Source organism: Actinokineospora sp. (assembly GCF_050699995.1).
Lineage (GTDB): Bacteria > Actinomycetota > Actinomycetes > Mycobacteriales > Pseudonocardiaceae > Actinokineospora.
The window spans coordinates 34,641-54,611 of sequence record NZ_JBOHGC010000658.1 but is presented as its reverse complement, the minus strand read 5'-3'; the positions used below and the strand labels follow the sequence as shown (position 1 = coordinate 54,611).

Below are 19,971 nucleotides of genomic sequence, written 5' to 3'. Positions count from 1 at the left end.
AGCGGTGCCGTCGCACACCGCGCGGCGCAGCTCCCCCACCAGGTCGGCGAGCACGAGCGCGCGGTTGGGGCCGAGCCGCACGGGACGGGCGGCCTCCTCGACGTCACCGCCGGCGATCTCGGACAGGAACCGCGACGGCTGCTCGTCCTCGCCGCGGATCGCGGACAGCAGCAGCGTGTGCCGCGCCCGGCTGGCGGCGACGAGCAGCAGCCGGCGCTCCTCGGCGAGCAGCGGCGCGGTGGCGGACAGCTCCACACCGTCTACTCCGGACAGCAGGTCGGTGAGCCGCTCCACGCCCAGCAGCGACCCGCGCAGCCGCAGGTCCGGCCAGGCGCCCTCCTGCACACCGAGCACGGCCACGACCGTCCACTCGCGACCGACGGCCGCATGCGCGGTGAGGACCGAGACGGCCTCGCCGCGCTGTGCGGACGGCGCGAGCGTGTCGCCCACGATCCGTTGCGCCGCAAGGTACTCGGCGAACCCGGTGACGCCCGCGCCGGGCAACCGGTCGGCGTAGCGCCCGGCCGCGTGGAACAGCCCGACGATCGCGTCGAGGTCGCGGTCGGCGTGCGCGCCGAGCGCGCCGCCGCGCCGGGACTGGGCGACCCAGCGGTCCTCGAGCCCGCTCTGCCGCCACACCAGCCACAGCACCTGCTCGACGCCGGCGTGCTCGGCGATGGCCCTCCGGGCGATGCGCAGCAGCGCGCCGACCCGGTGCACGCTCGCCGCCTCGTCCTCCGCGAGCGCGGTGAGCCGGTCGTCGTCGTCCGCGGCGTCGCGCAGCACCTCGACGAGCAGCTCGTCGCTGGGCCGGTCGGCGCCGCTCGCCAGCTCGAGGCGGCGCAGCGCGCGCCGCAGCCGGCGCAGCGCCAGCGGGTCGGCGCCGCCGAACTGGCAGGACAGCAACATCTCCGCGCGGGCGGGGTCGAGCAGGTACGGGTTGGCGGCGATACGCAGCAGCTCGAGGAACGGGCGCACGGCGGGCTGACGGGCCAGCGGCAGCTCGTCGGCGTCGGTGGTGACCGGGACGCCCGCGGAGGCGAGCGCGCGCTGCAGGATCGGCGCGGAGCGCTCGGCGGAGCGGACGAGCACGGCCATCTCCGACCAGGGCACGCCGTCGATGAGGTGCGCGCGGCGCAGCTGGTCGGCGGCCCACGCGGCCTCGGCGGCGTCGGTGGCGTGCAGACAGACGGCGACCCGGCCGTCGGGGCTGGGCGGTTCCTCGACATCGAGCGCCGGGCGTTGCGGCGCGACGCCCGGCAGCCGGGCGGCCAGGCGGGCGACGGCCTGGCGGACCGCGGGCGCGAGGCGGTGGCTCTCCCTCAGCACGATGGTGCCGCCGTCGGGCTGGGTGTCGGCGAGCAGGCGGGGATCCGCGCCGCGGAAGGAGAAGACGGCCTGGTCGGGGTCGCCGGCGAGGACGAACTCCTTGGCGGCGAAGCCGAGTCGGGCCAGCAGGCGGTACTGCAGCGGGTCGAGGTGCTGGGCGTCGTCGACGAGCAGGTAGCGGACCCGGTCCCGCTCGCTCGCGAGCAGCTCGGCGTCGGTCTCGAAGGCGAGCAGGGCGCTCGCGACGAGCTCGGCGGCGTCCAGGGCCGGCGCGCTCTCCTGTGCGGCCGCGCTGTCCGCCCCGGCGAGGAGCGTGACCTGCTCGTACTGGCGGGCGAACCGGCCGGCGGCGACCCACTCGTCGCGCTTGGCGTCCCGCCCGACCCTGATCAGGTCCTCGGGCCCGAGGCCGCGCTCGGCCGCCCGGAGCATGAGGTCGCGCAGCTCCTCGGCGAAGCCCGGCACGGACAGGGCGGGCCAGAGCCGGTCGGGCCAGTAGTGAGCCTCGTCCTCGACGTCGCCGGCGAGCAGCTCGCGGACCACGGCGTCCTGCTCGGGCCCGGAGAGCAGCCGCGGCCCGGGCACGTCGCGCATGGCGGCGTGCAGGCGCAGGACGGAGAAGGCGTAGGAGTGCACGGTGCGGACGAGGGGCTCGCGGACCGCGCGCATGTCCTCGGTGCTCAGCAGGCCGCTGACGGTCTCGCGGACGTGGGTGGCGGCGCGCCGGTTCGCGGTGATGACGAGCAGCTGGTCGGGATCGACGCCGCCGCGCCTGATGCGGTCCGCGGCGACCTCGGCGAGCAGGGTGGTCTTGCCGGTGCCGGGCCCGCCGAGGACGCGGACGAAGCCCTCGGCGCCGTCGAGGACGCGCTGGGCCGCGGCATCCCACCGGGAGGGCCGTCGGGGTGCCACGGGCCGGCGTACGAGCCGGGGAGCCGGCTGGCTCGCGGTCGTGACCACGCCGACGATGAAAACACGGCCCACCGACGTTGGCCGCACCGGCACGCCGTCATACTTGGCCGCGTGGACGAGGCACTGCACGAACGCGTCCGAGAGTTGATCGCGTCGATCCCGGCGGGCCGGGTGTCCACCTACGGCGACATCGCCGCCCTCGCCGGCGCTTCCACGCCCCGCCTGGTGGGCCGGATCCTCAACGAGGACGGGCATGACCTGCCCTGGCACCGCGTTCTGCGGGCCAACGGGACGCCGGCGCCGCACCTCGTGCGTGAGCAGCTCGAGCTCTTGCGGGGCGAGGGAGTGCTCGCGGACGGTCAGCGGATCAGGATGCGCGAGTACCGCTGGCGGCCCTGAGCTGAGGCCTGGCCGGTCGCTCCACGGGGGTCGGGGCCGTCGGCGGATTCGCGGGCGGCGACTCACGATTCGAGAGCGCCTTCGGCGTCGGCTTCGCCGGTTTCGCTGCGCGCGTTCGGGTTCGCCTCTCGCTCAGAGGTTCTCGTCCGCCCGGGTTCGGTGAGCCAGGTGCTCCGCGGGGATCTGCCCCAAGCGGCCCGCCTGGAAGTCCTCGAACGCGTCGACGATCTCCTGGCGCGTGTTCATCACGAACGGGCCGTACCGCGCCACCGGCTCGTTGATCGGCAGGCCGCCCAGCACCAGGATCTCCCAGCCGGTCGGGCTGTTCGCCGGCTGCGAGTCCGCCGCCTGCACGGTCAGGGCGTCGCCGGGGCCGAACACGGCCAGCTGGCCCTCCTCGAGCGGACGCCGTTCCTGGCCGGCCGTGCCGCGCCCGGACAGCACGTACGCCAGCGCGTTGTAGTCCGCCGGCCACGGCATCGCCAGCCGCGCGCCCGGGCTGACCGTCGCGTGCAGGTAGGTGATCGGGGTGTGCGTCACGCCCGGACCGTCGTGCCCGGCCAGCGAGCCGGCGATCACCCGGACCAGCGCACCGCCGTCGTCGCTCGACAGCAGGGTGGCGTCGTTCGCCTCGATGTCCTGGTAGCGGGGCGTCGTCATCTTCTTGGCGCGCGGCAGGTTCACCCACAGCTGCACGCCGTGGAAGAGACCTCCGCGAGCGACCATGTCCTGCGGCGGCACCTCGTTGTGCAGGATGCCGGCCCCGGCGGTCATCCACTGCGTCGCGCCGTCGGTGATGAGCCCGCCGCCGCCGATCGAGTCCGTGTGCTCGAACGCGCCGTCGATCATGTACGTCACAGTCTCGAAGCCGCGGTGCGGGTGCCACGGCGCGCCCTTCGCCTCGCCGGGCCCGTACTCGACGGCGCCCATGTGGTCCAGCAGCAGGAACGGGTCGGCCAGCGCCAGGTCGACGCCGGGGAACGGCCGGCGGACCTGGAAGCCCTCGCCCTCCAGGAACCGCTGCGAGGTGACCACCCGGCCGACGCCGCGCCACGCGGTGTCGGGCAGGGGCAGCTCGGGGAGACGGGACAAGGTCAGCGTGTCCGCGGTGATGGCCGGCATGACACCCTCCTCTGAGGTCAGGATGAGCCTACGCCGGAAACAAGGTAGTTGCACGCTCAATTATTCCCGGAGGACCGTGTTGAGCCTGGTGGTGCGGCATCTGGTGGGCACGTGGGTGGTGGGCTCGGCGACGACCGGCACGCTCGCGGTGCTCTTCACGCTCGACCGGGGCAGCCTGCCGGTCCAACCGGTGGACGAACTGCCGACCCTGTCCGTGCTCGGGGTCCTCGGCATGCTGGCCGCGCTGTTCGCCGCGCTCGGGCTGCTCGCCTGGGGCACGCTCGAGGTCACCTGGCTGCCGCCGACCGGCCGCGCGGGCGCGCTGTGGGTGCTGGTCGTCGGCGGCGGCGGGTTCGCCGGCTGGGGCTACGCTGCCGCGGCGACGTTCGCCGGCGACTACTCGCTCACGGCGCAGCTGGTCCTCGCCTACGTGCTGGGCGGCGTGCCGTTCGTGCTGATCGCCGCGCTGCTGCTGGAGTCCCGGCAGGCCAACGTCAACGCGCTCGTCATCACGGCGCTGGCGCTGGTCGTCGGCACGGCGATCATGGACGGGGACCCGCTGCGGGCGTGTGCCGAGCTGTTGTGGCGGGTGCTTGGGTCGAGCGTCACAGCTGTGTGATCTGGTGCGCGGCGCGCTCGAGGCCGCGCAGGGACTGCTCGGTCGAGTGCGGGTGCATGGCGTGCACGGCGAGGCGGAACAGCAGCGCGTGCAGCAGCGCCTGGGACCACTCGGGCAGGTGCGACCAGCGACGCAGGATGCCGTCGTCCGCGCCGCCCCAGGCGAGCGCGTCGACGACGACCACCGCGGCCGCCCACTCGGCGGGCCGGTGGTAGGCGGTGAAGTCGGTGATGCCGGGTGCGGCATCACCGTCGAAGAGGACGTTGCCGAACAGGTCGCCGTGCACGACCTGCGACTTGACGGTCAGCGGCTTGCGGGTGCCGGCGAGCACGTCGAAGAGCCGGCCGCCCTGTGCCGGGTCGAGGCGGGCCTCCTCGGCCGACTCGCCCCAGCCGGCCGCGACCCGGTCGGCCACCGCGAACACGTCGGTCCGGGCGGCGAGGAAGCGAGGCACGCGCAGGTCGGCGGTGGCCTTGTGCAACCGCAGCGACGCGGCGACGACCTCGTCGTAGCGCGGCTCGGGCCGGCCGTCGAGGTGGTGGAACGCCGCCCAGCCGCCGACCACCCAACGCCCGTCGCTGGCCCGCACCGGCCGCCCGATACGCAGCTCGGGTACGTGCAGGTCGCCGAGGGTCTGGGCGACCCAGGTCGCCTCGGCGGTGTTGGTGGCCGGTCGCAGCGCGAGCTCGCCACACCGCCACTGCGGCCCGGTGTCGAGGAGCTCGGGCTCGATCTCCTTGACACCGAAAGCCGCACGCACGTGCAGGGGCGGTGGGGACGCACTCACGATCCGGCACGCTACCGGCTTGGCTCCGCTCAGTAGGTCGGCAGGCTCGGGTCGACGTCCCTGGCCCAGCCGAGCACGCCGCCGCCGACGTGCACCGCGTCGCGGAAGCCGGCCTGGTGCAGCGCCGCCAGCGCCTCCGCGGACCGGCCGCCGGACTTGCAGTGCAACACGATCGGCTTGTCCTGCGGGAGCTCGGCCAGCGCCGCGCCCGAGAGGATCTTGTCCTTGGGGATCAGCACCGCACCGGGGATGTTGACGATCTCCCACTCGTGCTGCTCGCGGACGTCGATCAGCGCGAAGTCCTCGCCCCGTTCGAACTTGTCCTTCAGCTCGCGCGGGGTGATCGTGTGGCCGGCGGCGGCCTGCTGGGCGTCGTCGGACACGACACCGCAGAACGCGTCGTAGTCGATCAGACCCTCGATCGGCTTGGACTCCGGGTCCTTGCGGATGCGGATCGTCCGGTACGACATCTCCAGCGCGTCGTACACCATCAGGCGGCCGAGCAGCGGCTCGCCGATGCCGGTGAGCAGCTTGATCGCCTCGGTCACCATCACCGAGCCGATGGACGCGCACAGCACGCCCAGCACGCCGCCTTCGGCGCACGACGGGACCATGCCGGGCGGCGGCGGCTCGGGGTAGAGGTCGCGGTAGTTCAGGCCCTGGGAGTTCGGCGCGTCCTCCCAGAACACCGACGCCTGACCCTCGAAGCGGAAGATCGAGCCCCAGACGTACGGCTTGCCCAGCAGCACCGCGGCGTCGTTCACCAGGTAGCGGGTGGCGAAGTTGTCGGTGCCGTCGAGGATCAGGTCGTACGGCTCGAAGATGTCGAGTGCGTTGGTCGAGTTCAGGTGCTCCTGGTGCAGGATCACGTTGACCAGCGGGTTGATCTCGGCGATCGACTCCTTGGCCGACTGGGCCTTGGGCTTGCCCACGTCCGAGACGCCGTGGATGACCTGGCGCTGCAGGTTGGACTCGTCGACCACGTCGAAGTCGACGATGCCGAGCGTGCCGACCCCGGCCGCGGCCAGGTACAGCAGCGCGGGGCTGCCGAGGCCGCCCGCGCCGACGACCAGGACCTTGGCGTTCTTCAGGCGCTTCTGCCCGGCCATGCCGACGTCGGGGATGAAGAGGTGGCGGCTGTACCGCTCGACCTCTTCTTTGGTCAGCTCCTGCGCCGGCTCGACGAGCGGCGGCAAAGTGCCTGGCATCAGGGTCCCTCCTAGTTGCGATCCTCACGGACCACGGGTCTATCCCGATTGTCGTCCGTTGCAACGCCGGAATCCCACCCGCGCTTCCCGGGGTTCCAACATGCGGGAATCAGCCCGCTGGCTTCGCCGTCGGGTTAGGCCAGGCGTTCGGCTTGCACGTGAGGCCGTCCTCCTTGACCGCGTCACGCACCCCGACAGCCCGGTTGAGCTGGGCGACGTAGTTGTTCGCCACGCCGAAGCTCTGCTGCATCATCACCGGGGCGAGCGCGCCCTCCTGGGCGCAGCCGACGTGGCCGTTGCGGAAGGCGTGGCCGATCTCATGGTTGATGGCGTACTGCCGGTAGGTCAGCATGTCGCCGCCGAAGGCCACCGCGCCGCGCACCCACCGGGCGAGGTTGATCATCAGTCGCTTCTCCGTGCCGCGCCAGCACGAGGACTCGTACTTGATCGAGTAGCCGCACATGTCGCCGCGGTGCGCGGTGTCCGGGCTGGTCAGGCTGATCCGGATGGTCGGGTTCGGGAAGGTCGCCGGGACCCGCTGCACCGAGATCTGACCGCCGCCGGTCCAGCCGCGCGGGTCGGCGAGGGTCTGGTCGATGAGCTTGGCGAACGCGTCGTCACCGCCGAACGACGTCGCGTCGATGCCGTCCTCGACCTCGACGGTGTAGGTGAAGAACTTCGCGCCGGTGCCGACCTTGGCGGTCTCGCCCGGCACGACGTGCCACTTGCCCGCGCCCGTTTGGGTGTACGCGCCGCCGTTGGGCAGCTCGGCCGACGGGATGTTCACGTCGACGGGGGCTGGCGGCGTCTCCTGGACATCCGGCGGGAGCGACGTCTCCTCGGTGGGGCCGCCGGGTCCGATCACGGCCTCGGTGCTGGCCGCGGCCGTGGTGTCGGGCACTTTCTCCCCGGCCGTCTGAACGGCGACGAGCGCGGTCACCGCGACCAGGACGGGCAGGGCGTAGACGCGCCAGCCGTACGTCGCGAGGATGCCCCGCGCGCCCTTGGACCTGCTGGGACGACGGCGGGGCGGCGGCTTCGGGGCCCAGGACGCGGCCAGCGGTTCAGCCGAGGTGCGGCGCTCCGGCGGGCGACGCGAACCCCCGGTGCGCGCGTCGCGCTCACGTTGGGAGGTGTCGCTCACGGCATCTAGGGTGCCACATCACCGGTTCGGAGCAGTGCACTGAGGGGTAAGCGCACTGTGGGCTACCAGTCACCCCGCGCCGCCGCCTCCCAGAGACCGAGTACCGCACGGGCGACGGTGACGGGTCGCTCCATCTGGGCGACATGGCCCACCCGGGGCAGCACCAGCAGCCGCGCGTGCGGCAGCAGCCGGGTGACGCGGGGCGCTTTGCGGACCGTGACCAGCTTGTCCTCGGTGCCCCAGACCACCAGCGTCGGCGTGGTGATCTTGGGCGCGAGCGTCCACAGCGAGCGGGTCCGCGGGACCATCCACGCGCGGATCAGCCCGAGCGTGCTGCGGGCGAGGGCCGGGTTCGCCCAGGCGAGCTTCGCCCGCTCGGCGAACTCGTGGGCCGCCTCGTCCAGGCGCTCCTCGGTGACCAGGCTCGGGTCGGCGAAGCACAGGTCGAGCAGCTGCTGGGCGCGCTGGCGGGGGCTGAGCCGGGCCAGCTGTTTGCGCATCGACGGGCCGATCACCGGGAGCAGCGCCAAGGCCATCCGCGGGTCGGACATGCGGTTGACGCTGGGCCGCAGGTCGGGCACGGCCGGGGAGATCAGGGTCAGCGTGCGCAGCAGGTCCGGGTGGCGGGCGGCGAGCACCATCGAGATCGCCCCGCCCATCGAGTTGCCCAGCAGGTGCACCCGGCCCAGGTCCAGGCCGCGCAGCCACTCGGCGACCGTGTCGGCGTGGGCTTCGAGGGTGTACGGGAACGCCTCCGCCGGCGATGTCCGGCCAAAGCCGGGCAGGTCCACCGACAGGCCCGGCGCCTGCCCGCTGAGCTGCCCCGCGAGGTCGGTCCAGTTCATCGCGGAGCCGCCGAGGCCGTGCACGTAGACAGCCGTCTCGTCGCCCGCGCCGGGCGTGCGCCGCACGTGCAGGGTGTGACCGCCTGCGGTGATCTCCTCCCCGGGCCAGGCCGGGCTGGACAGGTCCAGGGGCGGCAGCTGCGTCTCCGACAGCGGGACCCGGGTGAGCGGCGCGCGGAAAGTGGAGGAAAGGGACACCTGACCAGTGTGCAGTGCGATTCAGGCCCTCGCTCGGGTGAGACCTGTGTCACGTCCGATACTGGACGGGCTGTCCGTATGGCTGGACACTGAACCCGAATGGGGTTACCCAGTAGTACGGTCGAACCACCCGTCGCGGGTTGGCGATCCCGGCCCGTAGGCACAACTGAGGGTGGAGACTTGAATGTCTGAGACGATTCAGCAGAACGGGGTCGGCCGGGGAGCCAGACTCCCGCGGACCGCGCGCCGGGCACAGCTGCTCGCCGCCGCCCAGGACGTGTTCGCGGCCAACGGCTACCACGCCGCCGGTATGGACGAGATCGCCGAGCGCGCCGGAGTCAGCAAGCCGGTCCTCTACCAGCACTTCCCCGGCAAGCTCGAGCTGTACATGGCGCTGCTGGAGAAGCACGTCGACGAGCTGATCCGCCGGGTCAACGCCGCGATGGACTCCACCACCGACAACAAGGTCCGGGTGCGCAACGCCGTCGGCGCGTACTTCGACTTCGTCGACGGCGAGAGCCAGGCGTTCCGGCTCGTCTTCGAGTCAGACCTGCGCGGCGAGCCGCTGGTCAGCGACGCCATCGACCGGGCCACGACGGCCAGCGTGGATGCCATCACCGCCACCATCACCGCCGACGCGGGCCTGGACGTGCACCGCGCGCGGCTGCTCGCGGTCGGCCTGGTGGGGGTCAGCCAGGTGGCGGCCCGCGCGTGGCTGGAGGACAACCGGGCGATGCCGAAGGACGAGGCGATCGCCCTGATCTCCAACCTGGCGTGGCGCGGCATCGGTGGCGGCTTCCCGCTGCAACCGCACGACTGACCGGGCGGGGAGAGGCCTCCCCCTGCTGACTTCGCGCGAAATGCGGCACGGTGGACTCATGAGGATGCACGTAGCGGGCGCCAGCGTGCTCGGCGGCCGCACCAACAACCAGGACTCGTTCCACGCGGAGGGCCAGCTGCTCGTCGTCGCCGACGGCGTCGGCGGGGCCCCCGCGGGCGAGGTGGCGTCCCGACTCGCGGTCGACGCGGTCGTCGCGGCCGGTCCGCTCGTGGACCCGGGCACGGCGGCCCGACTCGCGAACAAGGCCGTCCGCGCCCGGGCGGCCGAGGACCCGAACACCACGGGAATGGCCACGACCCTGGAGATCGCGGTGCTCGCGGACGGCCACGTCCTGGGCGCCCACGTCGGCGACAGCGTCACGTTCGTCGAGTCCGAGCGCATCACCTGGCCACACAGCCTGGCCGCCGAACTCCTGGCGGCCGGGCACCTGACCCCGGAACAGGCCGAACGGCACCCGAAGGGCGCGGCCCTGGTGCGAGCCGTGGGCTTGGACACCGAGATCGAGCCCGAGACGTGGTCACGCCCCGCGGTGCTCGGCGAGCGCTACGTCCTGTGCACCGACGGCCTGACCGACGCCCTCGGCGAGGACCTGGGCCCGATCTTGGCGGACCTGCGGGCAACGGACCCGGAGACTTGCACGTCCACGTTGGTGAAGCTCGCATGCGACGCCGGCGCGCACGACAACGTGACGGTGGTCGTCGCCGACATCGTGTGAGGTGGCGCATGGCCTGTCTGACGGTCGACTACCACTGCTTGCCCGAACCACGCCAGCTTTCACCGGACGAACAGCTGACGCTGGACCGCGACTTCCTCAGCGCGGGCACCGACGAACGCCTGTCCCGCGGCTGCAACGCGCCGTATCTGCGGCATATGAACGGACGCTGGTGGGTGGTCAACAGCAAGCAGGCGCCGCTGGCGGTGTACGTGGCGGGCGAGAGCCGCCGGTTCACGGTCGGCGAGCGGTGCGCGTTTCCCTTGCCGGATGGGGAATCGGAGCTGCACGTGTGGGACTCCCGCTACCGGGTGCGGCTGATCGTCAGCGACACACCGCCGACCACGGAGACTGTCCACATCGGACCACCGACGGCGTTCGGCCTCTCCGGCGCGGCGGTGCGGGTGGAGTTGCTGCTGAGCCGGAAACCGCGCCACCGCACGGTGTTGGCGGCGTACTACCGGGAGTACTTCACGCCCGGCATCGCCTCGCCCGCGCCGCTCGACCGGATGCAGACCCGGCTGTGCATGGGGCTCACGTCGTTCACCCAGCTGGAGCGGGCACTGAACGAGGTGGTCACCGAAATCTGGGGCGCCCCGCAGGGACACCGCCATGAGCTGCCGGACTACCTGATCAGCGAACGACTTCTCGTGGCGGCGGATCAGCAGCTGGTGCCCCACAAGCACTGCGGGCACTAGCCGATCATGCCGCGGCGGCCCGGCGGATCTGTGTCGCGACCTCACGAACCCGTTCATACGGGAGCATGTGGCCCGCCGCCGGGTACAGCACGAACCGGGCATTCGGGAGGGCGTCGGCGATCGCCCGCGCATGGTCGACCGGGGTGAGCCGGTCACGGTCTCCGACCAGCACACGCACATCGGCGTGCGCGTACGCGTCCAGTGCTGAGACCCGATCGTGCTTGCTGATGCTCCGGCGCAACAGGGCGGCGGTGCGGCGGTGGACCGCGGCGGCGTGGTCGGCTGTCGCCCGCACGTCGATCATCCGGAAGCGGCTGCCGAACACCAGCCAGCGAGTCACGGCGAGCGACAGCGCGCGCTGCACCGGCGCGGGCACCTCCACCTTGACCGCCCGCTTGCGCGGACGCCTCGGCGCCGTCGACGGCTTCGAACCGGTGGGACGCTTGGCGCGCTTCACGTAGGCCCGGACCAGTGGCTTCGGCAGGCCGAAGGTCACCTCGCTCATCCGCCCCGACGACGTCGAGACGAACAGCGCCGCGCTCACCCGCTGGGTGATCTCGGGGTGGCGTTCGCCGAGGGCCATCATCGTCATGCCGCCCATCGAGTGCCCGACGAGCACGAGCTTGCCCGTCGGCGCCTTGGCCATGATCAGCTCCGCCATGTCGTCGGCGAGGTGCGCGATCGTGGCGGCGTCGACCGGGGCGGGCGCCGAACGGCCGTGTCCGCGGTGGTCGTACCTGATGGTCCGCACGTCCGGGCCGAGTTCGGCCACGACGTGGTCCCAGACGGCGTGCGAGCTGGTCCACCCATGGGCCAGCAACACGGTCACCGGCGCGGTCGACGGACCGGTTTCGACGACGTGCAGGTCGAGGTCGTCCGAGGTGCGGAAAGAGTCAGCCACCCACCTAACCTACTACGCAGTAGCTTTGGTGAGAACTCCCGTGTGAGCAACCAGCCTCGACAGGTGCGCCGCGACCTCCGCGGTCCGCTCGTACGGCAGCATGTGCCCGGCGCCCGGGTAGACCACCAGATCGGCCTTGGGCAGCGCGTCCGTGATGGCCTGGGCCAGCGCCACGGTGCACAGCCGGTCGCGGTCGCCCGCCAGCACGATCGCCGGGACGTCGCTGAACACCCGCAGCGCGGGCGCGCGTTCGTGCGACTTCAGCTCCTCCCGGAAAGCCACCATCCCGGACGGGCTGCACGCCCCGAGCTGGCCCGCCGCGGCGGCCACGTGCCCCTTGCCGGGCTTGCGGCCGAACGCGAGGAACCGCACCAGCGGCCAGGTCACCGAGCACAGCCGCGGGCTGAGCAGCCTGCGTCCGGGCAGCCGGGCGATCAGCATGTTCGCCAGCATCTCGATGAACAGGATCGGCGCGGCGACCCACCTCGGCAGCCCGAAGGTCAGCTCGGCGAGCCCACCCGAAGCCGAGTTGACGAACGCGACCCCTGCGACGCGTTCGGCCACCAGTTTCGGGTGCCGGTCGGCCAGCGCCATCATCGTCATCCCGCCCAGCGAGTGGCCCGCGAGGAAGACCCGGCCAGGCGCGCGGTGGGTGATGATTTCGGCGAGATTGTCGGCGAGCCGGTCGATCGTCGCCGCCGACTTCGGCCCGGGACCGGACGAGCCGTGGCCGCGGGCGTCGTAGCGCAGGACGCGCACCCCGCGCGTCTCGGCGGCGACGTGGTCCCAGGACCGGTGGTCCATCACCCAGCCGTGCAGCAGCACGAGGGTGTCCGGGCCGGACCCGCTCTCGACGACGTTGAGCCGGACGCCGTCCGACGTGTGGAAGGTCATCGCGGGAGCAACATCGAGTGACGCCACAGCACCATCCCAGGTCCGCCGACCAGGTCGGCCTCGCGGAGGAAGCCCATGATCCGCTCGCCCCAGTACGCCATCGTGGCCTGGAAGTGCGGGTTGTTCCGCGCGGCTTTGCGGGCGGCCCGCGGGTCGAGGCCGACGGCCTTGTAGACCTTCGGGTTCACCAAGCTCAGCGCCACGAAGTAGGACACCAGCGCGGTCAGCAGCCGGTGGTACTTCTTGGCGAACCAGCCCGCCTCGGCCATGCCGTTGGCGACCTCGGCCCGCGCGAAGGTCACGTGCCGAGCCTCTTCGAGGACGTGGATGCGGTTGACCATGCGGATCAGCGGCTGCATGGTCTCGTCGGCGGTCGCCTCACGCTGCATGCGGTCGAGGACCTCCTCGGCGACCAGGATCGCGGCGTAGGTCGAGGGGCCGCGGCCGATCGCCGGCAGGATCTTGGCCAGCTGCTTGACCCATACCCGCGGGCCGTAGGCGGGCGCATCGAGGCGCTTGCACGCCTTGCCGAACATCGTCGAGTGCCGACACTCGTCGGCGATCTCGGTCAGCAGGTAGTGCACGTGGTTGGTGGTCGGGTCGTTGCGGTAGACCTGCTTGAGCAGCATCTGCATGAGCAGGACCTCGAAGAAGATGCCCGTGCTCGCGATGCTGACGATCTCGTGCTTGCCCAGCTCGATGCGCTGCTCCGGGGTCATCCGGTCCCACATCTCGGTGCCGTAGAGCGAGATGCGGTGTTCCGGATGGTAGTGCAGACCGTCGACGACCGGCGCTTCCCAGTCGATGTCGATGTCGGGGTCGTAGAACTTTTCAGCCGAAGACTTGAGCAAACGACCCGCGGTCTTCTCCCGGTCGGCTACCTTGGCGATCTGTAGAGCGCGGCTCATCGTCGAGTCATCTCCTCGGCATGCGTGTGACTGCAGGTAACAGTTACTTCTGGTAGCATGCAATCCATGACGGATCGTGTCAAGGGACGCAGCTCGACGGATTCCGGGGACGCCCGGCGGGACCGGTGGAAGTCGCACCGCGCCGCCCGGCGGGAGGAGTTCGTCGAAGCCGCGCTGCGGGCGCTGGCGACACACGGGCCCGACCTGGCCATGGAGCACGTCGCGGCGGAGGCCGGGGTCACCAAGCCCGTCCTCTACCGGCACTTCACCGACAAGGCGGACCTGTTCCTGGCCCTGGGCCACCGGGCGACCGAGATCCTCTTCGAGCGGCTCATCCCGGCGATGAACCGCGAAGAGGCGCCGATGCCGCGCATCCGCAAGAGCCTCGACGCGTTCTTCTCCTTCATCGAGGAGTACCCGAACCTCTACCGCCTGCTCGTGCGCAGCACGTTCGCCGACCGCAAGATCGACGCGGACATCGTCGCCGAGGACAAAGAGGTCATCGCGAACGCCCTGTCGAGCCTGCTCGGCGACTACATGCGCGCGTTCAAGATCGATTCGGGCGGCGCGGAGGTCTGGGGCCACGGCATCGTCGGCATGGTGCAGAACGTCGGCGAGTGGTGGCTGGAGCGGCGCACGATGGGCCGCGACGCGGTCGTCGAGTACCTGACCATGACCATCTGGGCCGCGGTCGACGGCACCCTGCGCAGCTACGGCGTCACCATCGACCCGCACAAGCCGCTGGACATCAACAAGATCGTGAAACTGACCAACGGCGACGCCGCCGACAGCGGCACCGCGGCGGGCTAGGAGCAACCCCCATGGACCATGAAGAGCACCCCGAGGACGACGGCTACACGGGTTCCGCGACGCTGGTGATCGGCGAGCAGGAATTCGACGTCCGGGTCACGCTGCGCGGCCACTTCCAGCCCATCGACGGCTATTACCGCTGGTACGGCCGCATCGACGCCGACCCGGCGGTCTCCGAGGCGGTGGGCGGCCGCAAGACCAAGGCGACGCTGCGCACGCCCGGCGCGGAAGCCGACGGCGAGCTGTCCGACCCGGACCCGTGGGACCGCTACAGGATCATGGGCACCAGCAGGCCGCCGTTCGTCGTGCAGACCACGCTGGACCACGCCGACAGCTGAGCCTGGAAACACCGATGGCCACCTCCTTGCGGTAGGTGGCCATCGTGTTGTCTGCGATGCCCTTAGGGGGCGAAGCCGACCTTGCGGGCGTCGGCGCCGCCGATCTCGACGTAGGCGATGCGCGCCGACGGGATCACGAAGCGGCGGCCCTTGTCGTCGAGCAGCACTAGCTGACCCTGCTGGTCCTTCAGCGCCGCGGCCACCATGGCCTCGACCTCGTCGGGAGTCTGCGCGCTGTTCAGGACAATTTCCCGCGCGGTGTCCGCGACACCGACCTTGACCTCCACGCCAGACCTCCGTGCGTCATACGACTGTTTCACCATCGCAGGCTAGTGGAGATCGGCCCCGACGACCGCTCAGGCCCTGCGAGTTTCACCACGCGCGTAATCGCGAGTCCCCACGCCCCGACACCGAGTTCCCATCTCGGGCCGACTTGTCCACAGTTGAAGTGAGAAGTCGTTGTCGGGAGTTGGGGACTCGGGTCAGCCAAGGCCGAGGGCGGTCATCCGCTTGCCGTGCTGCTGCTGCAGCTTGCGGAACAGGGCGGCGATGCCCGCGAGGTCGCCGGTGCCGCCCACGATCAGCTCGGCGAGGCTGTCGCGTTCAGCCACGACGTACTGGGCCTGCGTCAGCGCCTCGCCCAGCAGCCGCCTGCCCCAAAGGGCGAGCCGGTCGCGCACGGTGCCGTCGCGCTCGATGGCGGCGGCGACCTCGCGCTCGGCGAAGGCGGAGTGGCCGGTGTCGGCGAGGACCTCGAGCACGAGCGCCTTGGTCTCCTCGTCGAGCCAGTTGGCGATCTCGCGGTAGAAGTCGGCCGCCAGACCGTCGCCGACATAGGCCTTGACCAGCGACTCCAGCCACGAGCGGGGCGCGGTCGACGCATGCCAGGTGTCGATGTGGGCGATGAACGGACGGATCGCGTCCTCGATCTCCACCCCATGCCCGGCGAGGAACTTCTCGATCTTGGCGTAGTGCCCCATCTCGGCGGCGGCCATGGCCGACAGCGCGGCCCGCCCGGCCACCGTCGGGGCCGACCTGGCGTCCTCCGACATGCGGTCGAAAGCGGACAATTCGCCATAGGCCAGCACGCCGAGCAGGTCCACTACAGCAGCCGACAACACGCCCCGGGACACCTCAGGCTCAGCGTTCTCCATGGTTGGCAGCGTATCGGGCGACCGTCGCGGGTAGACTCGGCAGGACGCCCGTGTCTCGCCGCCGTCTCGGCAGGCGACGCAGGGCTGACGAGGACCTCGGGAAACTCGTGGCGAAGCACGCCGCGGACCGAGTGTGAGGGTGCGCGCATACCTCTTGGGCCTCCTGCGCCGGCGTAGGGAATCCGGTGCGGTCGAGGGCCCGTCCAGGGCAGTGCGCGCTGGTATGAGAGAGGCTGATCACCCTGACGCACGACAGTGACAACACTGACAGCACTACCCCAGCCGTCGATCTCGACCCCGTGACGCTGGACCACAGCGTCGCGGGCGTTCCCGAGACCGACACGTCGCACCCGCTCGTGGCGGGCGCGCCGGTGAAGGAAGAAGCACCGACCTTCGCCGAGCTGGGCGTCCGCGAGGAGATCGTCCGCGCGCTGACCGAGGCGGGCATCATTCGGACCTTCGCCATCCAGGAGCTGACGCTCCCGCTGGCGCTGGCGGGTGACGACCTCATCGGTCAGGCCCGCACCGGCACCGGCAAGACCCTCGGCTTCGGCGTCCCGCTGCTGCAGCGGCTCGAGACCCCGGGTGACGGCACCCCGCAGGTCCTCGTCGTGGTCCCGACCCGCGAGCTGTGCCTGCAGGTCACCCACGACCTCAAGGACGCGGGCAAGCACCTCGGCGCGCGCGTCCTGGCCATCTACGGCGGCCGCCCGTACGAGCCCCAGGTCGCCGCGCTGCGCAAGGGCGTCGACATCGTGGTTGGCACCCCCGGCCGCCTGCTCGACCTGGCCGAGCGCAAGGACCTGATCCTGGGCAAGGTCTCCGGCCTGGTCCTCGACGAGGCCGACGAGATGCTCGACCTGGGCTTCCTGCCCGACATCGAGCGCATCCTGCGCATGGTCCCGGACAAGCGCCAGACGATGCTGTTCTCGGCCACCATGCCGGGCCCGATCATCACCCTGGCGCGCACGTTCCTCACCCAGCCCACGCACATCCGGGCCGAGGAGAACGACGCGGGCGCCACCCACGAGCGCACCGAGCAGTTCTCCTACCGGGCGCACTCGCTGGACAAGATCGAGGTCGTGGCCCGCTCGCTGCAGGCCGAGGGCCGCGGTCTGACCATGGTCTTCACCCGCACCAAGCGCACCGCGCAGAAGGTCGCCGACGAGCTGACCGAGCGCGGCTTCGCCGCGGGCGCCGTGCACGGCGACCTCGGCCAGGGCGCCCGCGAGCAGGCGCTTCGCGCGTTCCGCTCCGGCAAAGTCGACGTCCTGGTCTGCACCGATGTCGCCGCCCGCGGCATCGACGTGACCGATGTCACGCACGTGATCAACTACCAGTGTCCCGAGGACGAGAAGACCTACGTCCACCGCATCGGCCGCACCGGCCGCGCGGGCAAGACCGGCGTGGCGATCACCCTGGTCGACTGGGACGAGGAGCCCCGCTGGAAGGGCATCAGCGACGCCCTCGGCCTGGACATGCCCGAGCCGGTGGAGACGTACTCGACCTCCGCGCACCTGTTCAGCGACCTCGGCATCCCCGAGGGCTCCACCGGCAGGCTGCCGCTGGCCATGCGCACCCGCGCGGGCCTCGACGCCGAACCGGAGGAGGACATGGGCCAGAAGCGTCCCGGCCGCGGCCGCGGCGCCGCCCCGGTCCGCACCACCCGGGTCTCGTCCTCGCGTGGCCGTGCGGGCGGTGAGGACGCCGCCACCCGCACGTCGGGTGAGGAGTCCGAGGACCGCGCCAGCAGGCCCCGCCGTCGGCGCAGGCGCTCCGGTGTCGACGCCGCGGGCGAGGCCCAGACGGCGGCTCCGACTGAGACCGGCGGCACCGAGGACAAGCCCGCGCGGGCACGTCGCAGGCGCAGGCGCTCCGGCGCCGAGGTCGGCGCGGACGCGAGTTCGAACGCCAACGACACATCGGGCGCGGCAGACTAGCGTCCGTGACTTCCGCGGACTCTGACGGTGTGGGCAGCGAGGACGTCCTCGAAGGGGACGTTCCGCCGCCGCGCGCGCCGCGCACCCGGTTCAACCGCAAGCGCGACTACGCGGGCATCGGCCTGATCGTCGTCGCGCTCGTCGCGGCCGTCGTCGTCGTGTGGCAGAAGAGCGATCTGCGGGCCACGACCTCGATCACCACGGAACGGCAGTACGAGGAACCCGCGGCGCCGGAGTTCTTCCCGCCGTCCCTCGGCGAGGTCTGGCGCGCGGAGAGCCCCGCCACGTGGGAGCCCGTGATCGCCGGACCGACCGTGGTCACCGGCCGCGGCGGCGAGGTGGCCGGGCGCGACCCGGAGACCGGGGACGTCCGCTGGACCTACCGGCGCGACCTGGAGCTGTGCACCGTCAGCACGCAGTGGCGCAACGCGGTGGCGCTGTTCCGCACGACCGAGAACGCGCTGCCCGACAGCGACCCCCGGCACGCGGGCGGCTGCAGCGAGATGACGTCGCTGGACCCGGTGAGCGGCAAGCGGGACCGGCAGCGCAACAGCGACGCCGAACGCGGCACCCGGCTGATCGGCGACGGCGTCTACCTGACGGCGACGGGAGAGCGCCTGCTCACGAGCGTGCGCTCGGACCTCGTCGAGACGATGGACTACGGCCAGGTCCCGGCGATGGTCAACGCGGAGAAGCAGCCGCGCACGGGATGCACCTACAAGTCCGCCTACGCGGCGTCGAACAAGATCGCCGTCATCGAGCGCTGCCCGAACGACGCGGCGGCCCGCCTGACGGTCTACAAGGCCACGGGCAAGGACAACGAGGCGGACAAGCCGGTCGAGGTGCTGAGCAGCGTTCTCGGCAGCGAGTCGGCCCAGGTCGTCGCGATGAACGACGAACTCACCGCGGTCGCCATGCCCTCGCCCAACCGGTTGGTCGTCTACGGCGCCGAGGGTGCCCAGGCCGCGACCTACGACCTCGACCTCGGTCCCGACGACCTGCGCGCCGACCCGCCCGGCCGGGCGTCGCCGGTGACGAAGGCCACGGGCGCGTTCCACTGGTTCAGCGGGTCCCGCACGATCGTCGTCTCCGCGACCGAGCTTCGTCCTCTGTGGACGATCAAGGACACGCTCGGCCCCGGCACCGTTTTCGCCGGGCGGGCACTGTTTCCGGTCAAGGACGCCATCTCGGTGGTCAGCCAGGCCGACGGCAAGGAGGTCGGCCGCATCCCCGTCGACCGGGCGAACCACACGGGCGTCGTCACGATGAGCTCCATCGGTCCGATCGTGCTCGAACAGCGCGGCACGACCCTCGTGGCTTTGCACTGACCGCCGCGCGCGGCACACTCGGTTCATGCACTCGCAGCTGAGCCCGCACCGGGCCGTCCGCGCCGACCTGTCCGGGCCCTACGGACCGATCGGCGCCCTGCGCATCCGCGGTGAGGGCCCGATCGCGCTGCTGGTGCCCGGCTACACGGGGTCCAAAGAGGATTTCGCGCCGCTGCTCGACCCGATCGCCGACGCCGGATTCGACGTCGTCGCCATCGACCTGCCGGGTCAGCAGGACTCCCCGGGGCCGAGCGACGAGGCGTCGTTCCTGCCCGCGCCGCTGGGTCAGGTCGTGGCGGAACTGGTCGGCAAGCTCGCCGCCGACGGTCGTCCCGTGGTGCTGATGGGCCACTCGTACGGCGGCCTGGTGTCCCGTCGAGCCGTGCTCGCGGGGGCGCCGGTGGCCGGGCTGACACTGCTCAGCTCGGGTCCGGGTGAGCTGCCTTCGGGTGGGCGGCGAGCGGTGCTGGAGCTGGCGGAGCCGGTCCTGCACCAGCACGGGATCGGGCCTACGCACGACGTGCTGGAGAAGCTGAACGCGAGCAACCCGCGCTGGCAGACCATGCCCGCCGAGCAGCGGGTGTTCCTGCGCGATCGGTTCCTGCGCAACACCGTCGCGGCACTGGTCGGCATGGGCACCGGCCTGCGCGGCGAACCCGACCTGGTCGGCGACCTCGCCCGCGCCCTGCGGGCCCGCGGCACCCCCTGCCTGGTGGTCTGCGGCGCCGAGGACGACGCGTGGTCGCCGTCGACTCAGCGCGACATGGCCGACCGCCTGGAAGCCGACTTCAGCATGATCGCCGGCGCGGCCCACTCCCCCGCCATGGAAAACCCAACCGACCTGCTAGCCACGCTCCTCCCCACCTGGAAAACCTGGCTCTAGC

The 19,971-nt window shown here is 71.7% G+C and carries 21 protein-coding genes; 10 read left to right on the top strand and 11 right to left on the bottom strand.

Annotated features, from left to right (window positions below; genetic code table 11):
* On the bottom strand, nt 1-2,241 hold a 2,241-nt coding region (locus ACRDSQ_RS32300; protein ID WP_431426395.1), incomplete at its 3' end, for an ATP-dependent helicase.
* A 111-nt stretch (nt 2,242-2,352) separates the two neighbouring features.
* On the opposite strand from ACRDSQ_RS32300, the gene ACRDSQ_RS32295 reads away from it, so the two are divergent.
* A complete protein-coding gene (locus ACRDSQ_RS32295) occupies nt 2,353-2,640 on the top strand; it encodes an MGMT family protein (protein WP_431426393.1) in 288 nt (95 codons plus the stop codon).
* A 132-nt stretch (nt 2,641-2,772) separates the two neighbouring features.
* Here ACRDSQ_RS32295 and ACRDSQ_RS32290 read toward each other — a convergent pair whose 3' ends face one another.
* Nucleotides 2,773-3,762, bottom strand: a complete 990-nt coding sequence (locus ACRDSQ_RS32290; RefSeq protein WP_431426392.1) for a pirin family protein — start codon at nt 3,760-3,762, stop codon at nt 2,773-2,775.
* 79 nt (nt 3,763-3,841) lie between these two features.
* On the opposite strand from ACRDSQ_RS32290, the gene ACRDSQ_RS32285 reads away from it, so the two are divergent.
* Nucleotides 3,842-4,381 (top strand): hypothetical protein, encoded by a 540-nt coding sequence (locus tag ACRDSQ_RS32285; protein ID WP_431426391.1) that lies wholly within the window; start codon nt 3,842-3,844, stop codon nt 4,379-4,381.
* Here the strand turns inward: ACRDSQ_RS32285 and ACRDSQ_RS32280 are convergent.
* From ACRDSQ_RS32280 to ACRDSQ_RS32265, 4 genes are all read right to left on the bottom strand, one after another.
* The gene (locus ACRDSQ_RS32280) at nt 4,368-5,168 is read right to left on the bottom strand and encodes a TIGR02569 family protein (protein WP_431426389.1); all 801 of its coding nucleotides are present in this window, start codon (nt 5,166-5,168) and stop codon (nt 4,368-4,370) included. The genes ACRDSQ_RS32285 and ACRDSQ_RS32280 overlap by 14 nt on opposite strands.
* Nucleotides 5,169-5,197: 29 nt before the next feature.
* Complete coding sequence (gene moeZ / locus ACRDSQ_RS32275) at nt 5,198-6,376, bottom strand: adenylyltransferase/sulfurtransferase MoeZ (protein ID WP_431426387.1); 1,179 nt, start codon at nt 6,374-6,376, stop codon at nt 5,198-5,200.
* Nucleotides 6,377-6,485: 109 nt separating this feature from the next.
* The gene (locus ACRDSQ_RS32270) at nt 6,486-7,520 is read right to left on the bottom strand and encodes a DUF3152 domain-containing protein (protein ID WP_431426386.1); all 1,035 of its coding nucleotides are present in this window, start codon (nt 7,518-7,520) and stop codon (nt 6,486-6,488) included.
* 62 nt (nt 7,521-7,582) lie between these two features.
* Nucleotides 7,583-8,563: an alpha/beta fold hydrolase gene (locus ACRDSQ_RS32265; protein WP_431426384.1), complete on the bottom strand. Its 981-nt coding sequence runs from the start codon at nt 8,561-8,563 to the stop codon at nt 7,583-7,585.
* Between the two features lie 184 nt (nt 8,564-8,747).
* Here ACRDSQ_RS32265 and ACRDSQ_RS32260 point away from each other — a divergent pair, with 184 nt between their 5' ends.
* The 3 genes from ACRDSQ_RS32260 to ACRDSQ_RS32250 are packed head-to-tail and all read left to right on the top strand — an operon-like array spanning nt 8,748 to nt 10,814.
* Complete coding sequence (locus ACRDSQ_RS32260; protein WP_091383401.1) at nt 8,748-9,383, top strand: TetR/AcrR family transcriptional regulator; 636 nt, start codon at nt 8,748-8,750, stop codon at nt 9,381-9,383.
* 58 nt (nt 9,384-9,441) lie between these two features.
* Nucleotides 9,442-10,119, top strand: a complete 678-nt coding sequence (locus ACRDSQ_RS32255; RefSeq protein WP_431426382.1) for a PP2C family protein-serine/threonine phosphatase — start codon at nt 9,442-9,444, stop codon at nt 10,117-10,119.
* An 8-nt stretch (nt 10,120-10,127) separates the two neighbouring features.
* Entirely contained in the window at nt 10,128-10,814 is a 687-nt protein-coding gene (locus tag ACRDSQ_RS32250) for a hypothetical protein (protein WP_431426380.1), read from the top strand.
* Between the two features lie 4 nt (nt 10,815-10,818).
* Here ACRDSQ_RS32250 and ACRDSQ_RS32245 read toward each other — a convergent pair whose 3' ends face one another.
* From ACRDSQ_RS32245 to ACRDSQ_RS32235, 3 genes are read right to left on the bottom strand one after another with little or no spacing between them, the layout of a single operon-like run.
* Nucleotides 10,819-11,715, bottom strand: coding sequence for an alpha/beta fold hydrolase (locus tag ACRDSQ_RS32245; RefSeq protein WP_431426378.1), 897 nt, complete (start codon nt 11,713-11,715; stop codon nt 10,819-10,821).
* A 12-nt stretch (nt 11,716-11,727) separates the two neighbouring features.
* Nucleotides 11,728-12,609, bottom strand: a complete 882-nt coding sequence (locus tag ACRDSQ_RS32240) for an alpha/beta fold hydrolase (protein ID WP_431426376.1) — start codon at nt 12,607-12,609, stop codon at nt 11,728-11,730.
* On the bottom strand, nt 12,606-13,517 hold the full coding sequence (locus tag ACRDSQ_RS32235) for an AurF N-oxygenase family protein (protein ID WP_431426374.1): 912 nt from the start codon (nt 13,515-13,517) through the stop codon (nt 12,606-12,608). Before ACRDSQ_RS32235 ends, ACRDSQ_RS32240 begins: the two co-directional genes overlap by 4 nt.
* Before the next feature lie 57 nt (nt 13,518-13,574).
* Here ACRDSQ_RS32235 and ACRDSQ_RS32230 point away from each other — a divergent pair, with 57 nt between their 5' ends.
* Nucleotides 13,575-14,327, top strand: a complete 753-nt coding sequence (locus tag ACRDSQ_RS32230; RefSeq protein WP_431426373.1) for a TetR/AcrR family transcriptional regulator — start codon at nt 13,575-13,577, stop codon at nt 14,325-14,327.
* 11 nt (nt 14,328-14,338) lie between these two features.
* On the top strand, nt 14,339-14,665 hold the full coding sequence (locus ACRDSQ_RS32225) for a DUF4873 domain-containing protein (RefSeq protein ID WP_431426371.1): 327 nt from the start codon (nt 14,339-14,341) through the stop codon (nt 14,663-14,665).
* A 62-nt stretch (nt 14,666-14,727) separates the two neighbouring features.
* Here the strand turns inward: ACRDSQ_RS32225 and ACRDSQ_RS32220 are convergent, their stop codons facing one another.
* Both ACRDSQ_RS32220 and ACRDSQ_RS32215 read right to left on the bottom strand, forming a co-directional pair.
* On the bottom strand, nt 14,728-14,952 hold the full coding sequence (locus tag ACRDSQ_RS32220) for a DUF3107 domain-containing protein (protein ID WP_431426369.1): 225 nt from the start codon (nt 14,950-14,952) through the stop codon (nt 14,728-14,730).
* 195 nt (nt 14,953-15,147) lie between these two features.
* The gene (locus ACRDSQ_RS32215) at nt 15,148-15,819 is read right to left on the bottom strand and encodes a ferritin-like fold-containing protein (RefSeq protein WP_431426368.1); all 672 of its coding nucleotides are present in this window, start codon (nt 15,817-15,819) and stop codon (nt 15,148-15,150) included.
* Nucleotides 15,820-16,118: 299 nt separating this feature from the next.
* On the opposite strand from ACRDSQ_RS32215, the gene ACRDSQ_RS32210 reads away from it, so the two are divergent.
* From ACRDSQ_RS32210 to ACRDSQ_RS32200, 3 genes are read left to right on the top strand one after another with little or no spacing between them, the layout of a single operon-like run.
* Nucleotides 16,119-17,759: a DEAD/DEAH box helicase gene (locus tag ACRDSQ_RS32210; protein ID WP_431426366.1), complete on the top strand. Its 1,641-nt coding sequence runs from the start codon at nt 16,119-16,121 to the stop codon at nt 17,757-17,759.
* A 5-nt stretch (nt 17,760-17,764) separates the two neighbouring features.
* Nucleotides 17,765-19,087 carry an Rv3212 family protein gene (locus ACRDSQ_RS32205; RefSeq protein ID WP_431426364.1) on the top strand — a complete coding sequence of 441 codons (1,323 nt, stop codon included), beginning with the start codon at nt 17,765-17,767 and terminating at the stop codon, nt 19,085-19,087.
* Between the two features lie 25 nt (nt 19,088-19,112).
* On the top strand, nt 19,113-19,970 hold the full coding sequence (locus tag ACRDSQ_RS32200) for an alpha/beta fold hydrolase (protein WP_431426362.1): 858 nt from the start codon (nt 19,113-19,115) through the stop codon (nt 19,968-19,970).
* Nucleotide 19,971: the final 1 nt, after the last annotated feature.

Coding starts and splice junctions, on each gene's coding strand:
- ACRDSQ_RS32215 (WP_431426368.1), bottom strand. CDS start 15,819: ATGGAGAACGCTGAGCCTGAGGTGTCCCGGGGCGTGTTGTCGGCTGCT.
- ACRDSQ_RS32225 (WP_431426371.1), top strand. CDS start 14,339: ATGGACCATGAAGAGCACCCCGAGGACGACGGCTACACGGGTTCCGCG.
- moeZ (WP_431426387.1), bottom strand. CDS start 6,376: ATGCCAGGCACTTTGCCGCCGCTCGTCGAGCCGGCGCAGGAGCTGACC.
- ACRDSQ_RS32230 (WP_431426373.1), top strand. CDS start 13,575: ATGCAATCCATGACGGATCGTGTCAAGGGACGCAGCTCGACGGATTCC.
- ACRDSQ_RS32260 (WP_091383401.1), top strand. CDS start 8,748: ATGTCTGAGACGATTCAGCAGAACGGGGTCGGCCGGGGAGCCAGACTC.
- ACRDSQ_RS32290 (WP_431426392.1), bottom strand. CDS start 3,762: ATGCCGGCCATCACCGCGGACACGCTGACCTTGTCCCGTCTCCCCGAG.
- ACRDSQ_RS32250 (WP_431426380.1), top strand. CDS start 10,128: ATGGCCTGTCTGACGGTCGACTACCACTGCTTGCCCGAACCACGCCAG.
- ACRDSQ_RS32240 (WP_431426376.1), bottom strand. CDS start 12,609: ATGACCTTCCACACGTCGGACGGCGTCCGGCTCAACGTCGTCGAGAGC.
- ACRDSQ_RS32235 (WP_431426374.1), bottom strand. CDS start 13,517: ATGAGCCGCGCTCTACAGATCGCCAAGGTAGCCGACCGGGAGAAGACC.
- ACRDSQ_RS32200 (WP_431426362.1), top strand. CDS start 19,113: ATGCACTCGCAGCTGAGCCCGCACCGGGCCGTCCGCGCCGACCTGTCC.
- ACRDSQ_RS32255 (WP_431426382.1), top strand. CDS start 9,442: ATGAGGATGCACGTAGCGGGCGCCAGCGTGCTCGGCGGCCGCACCAAC.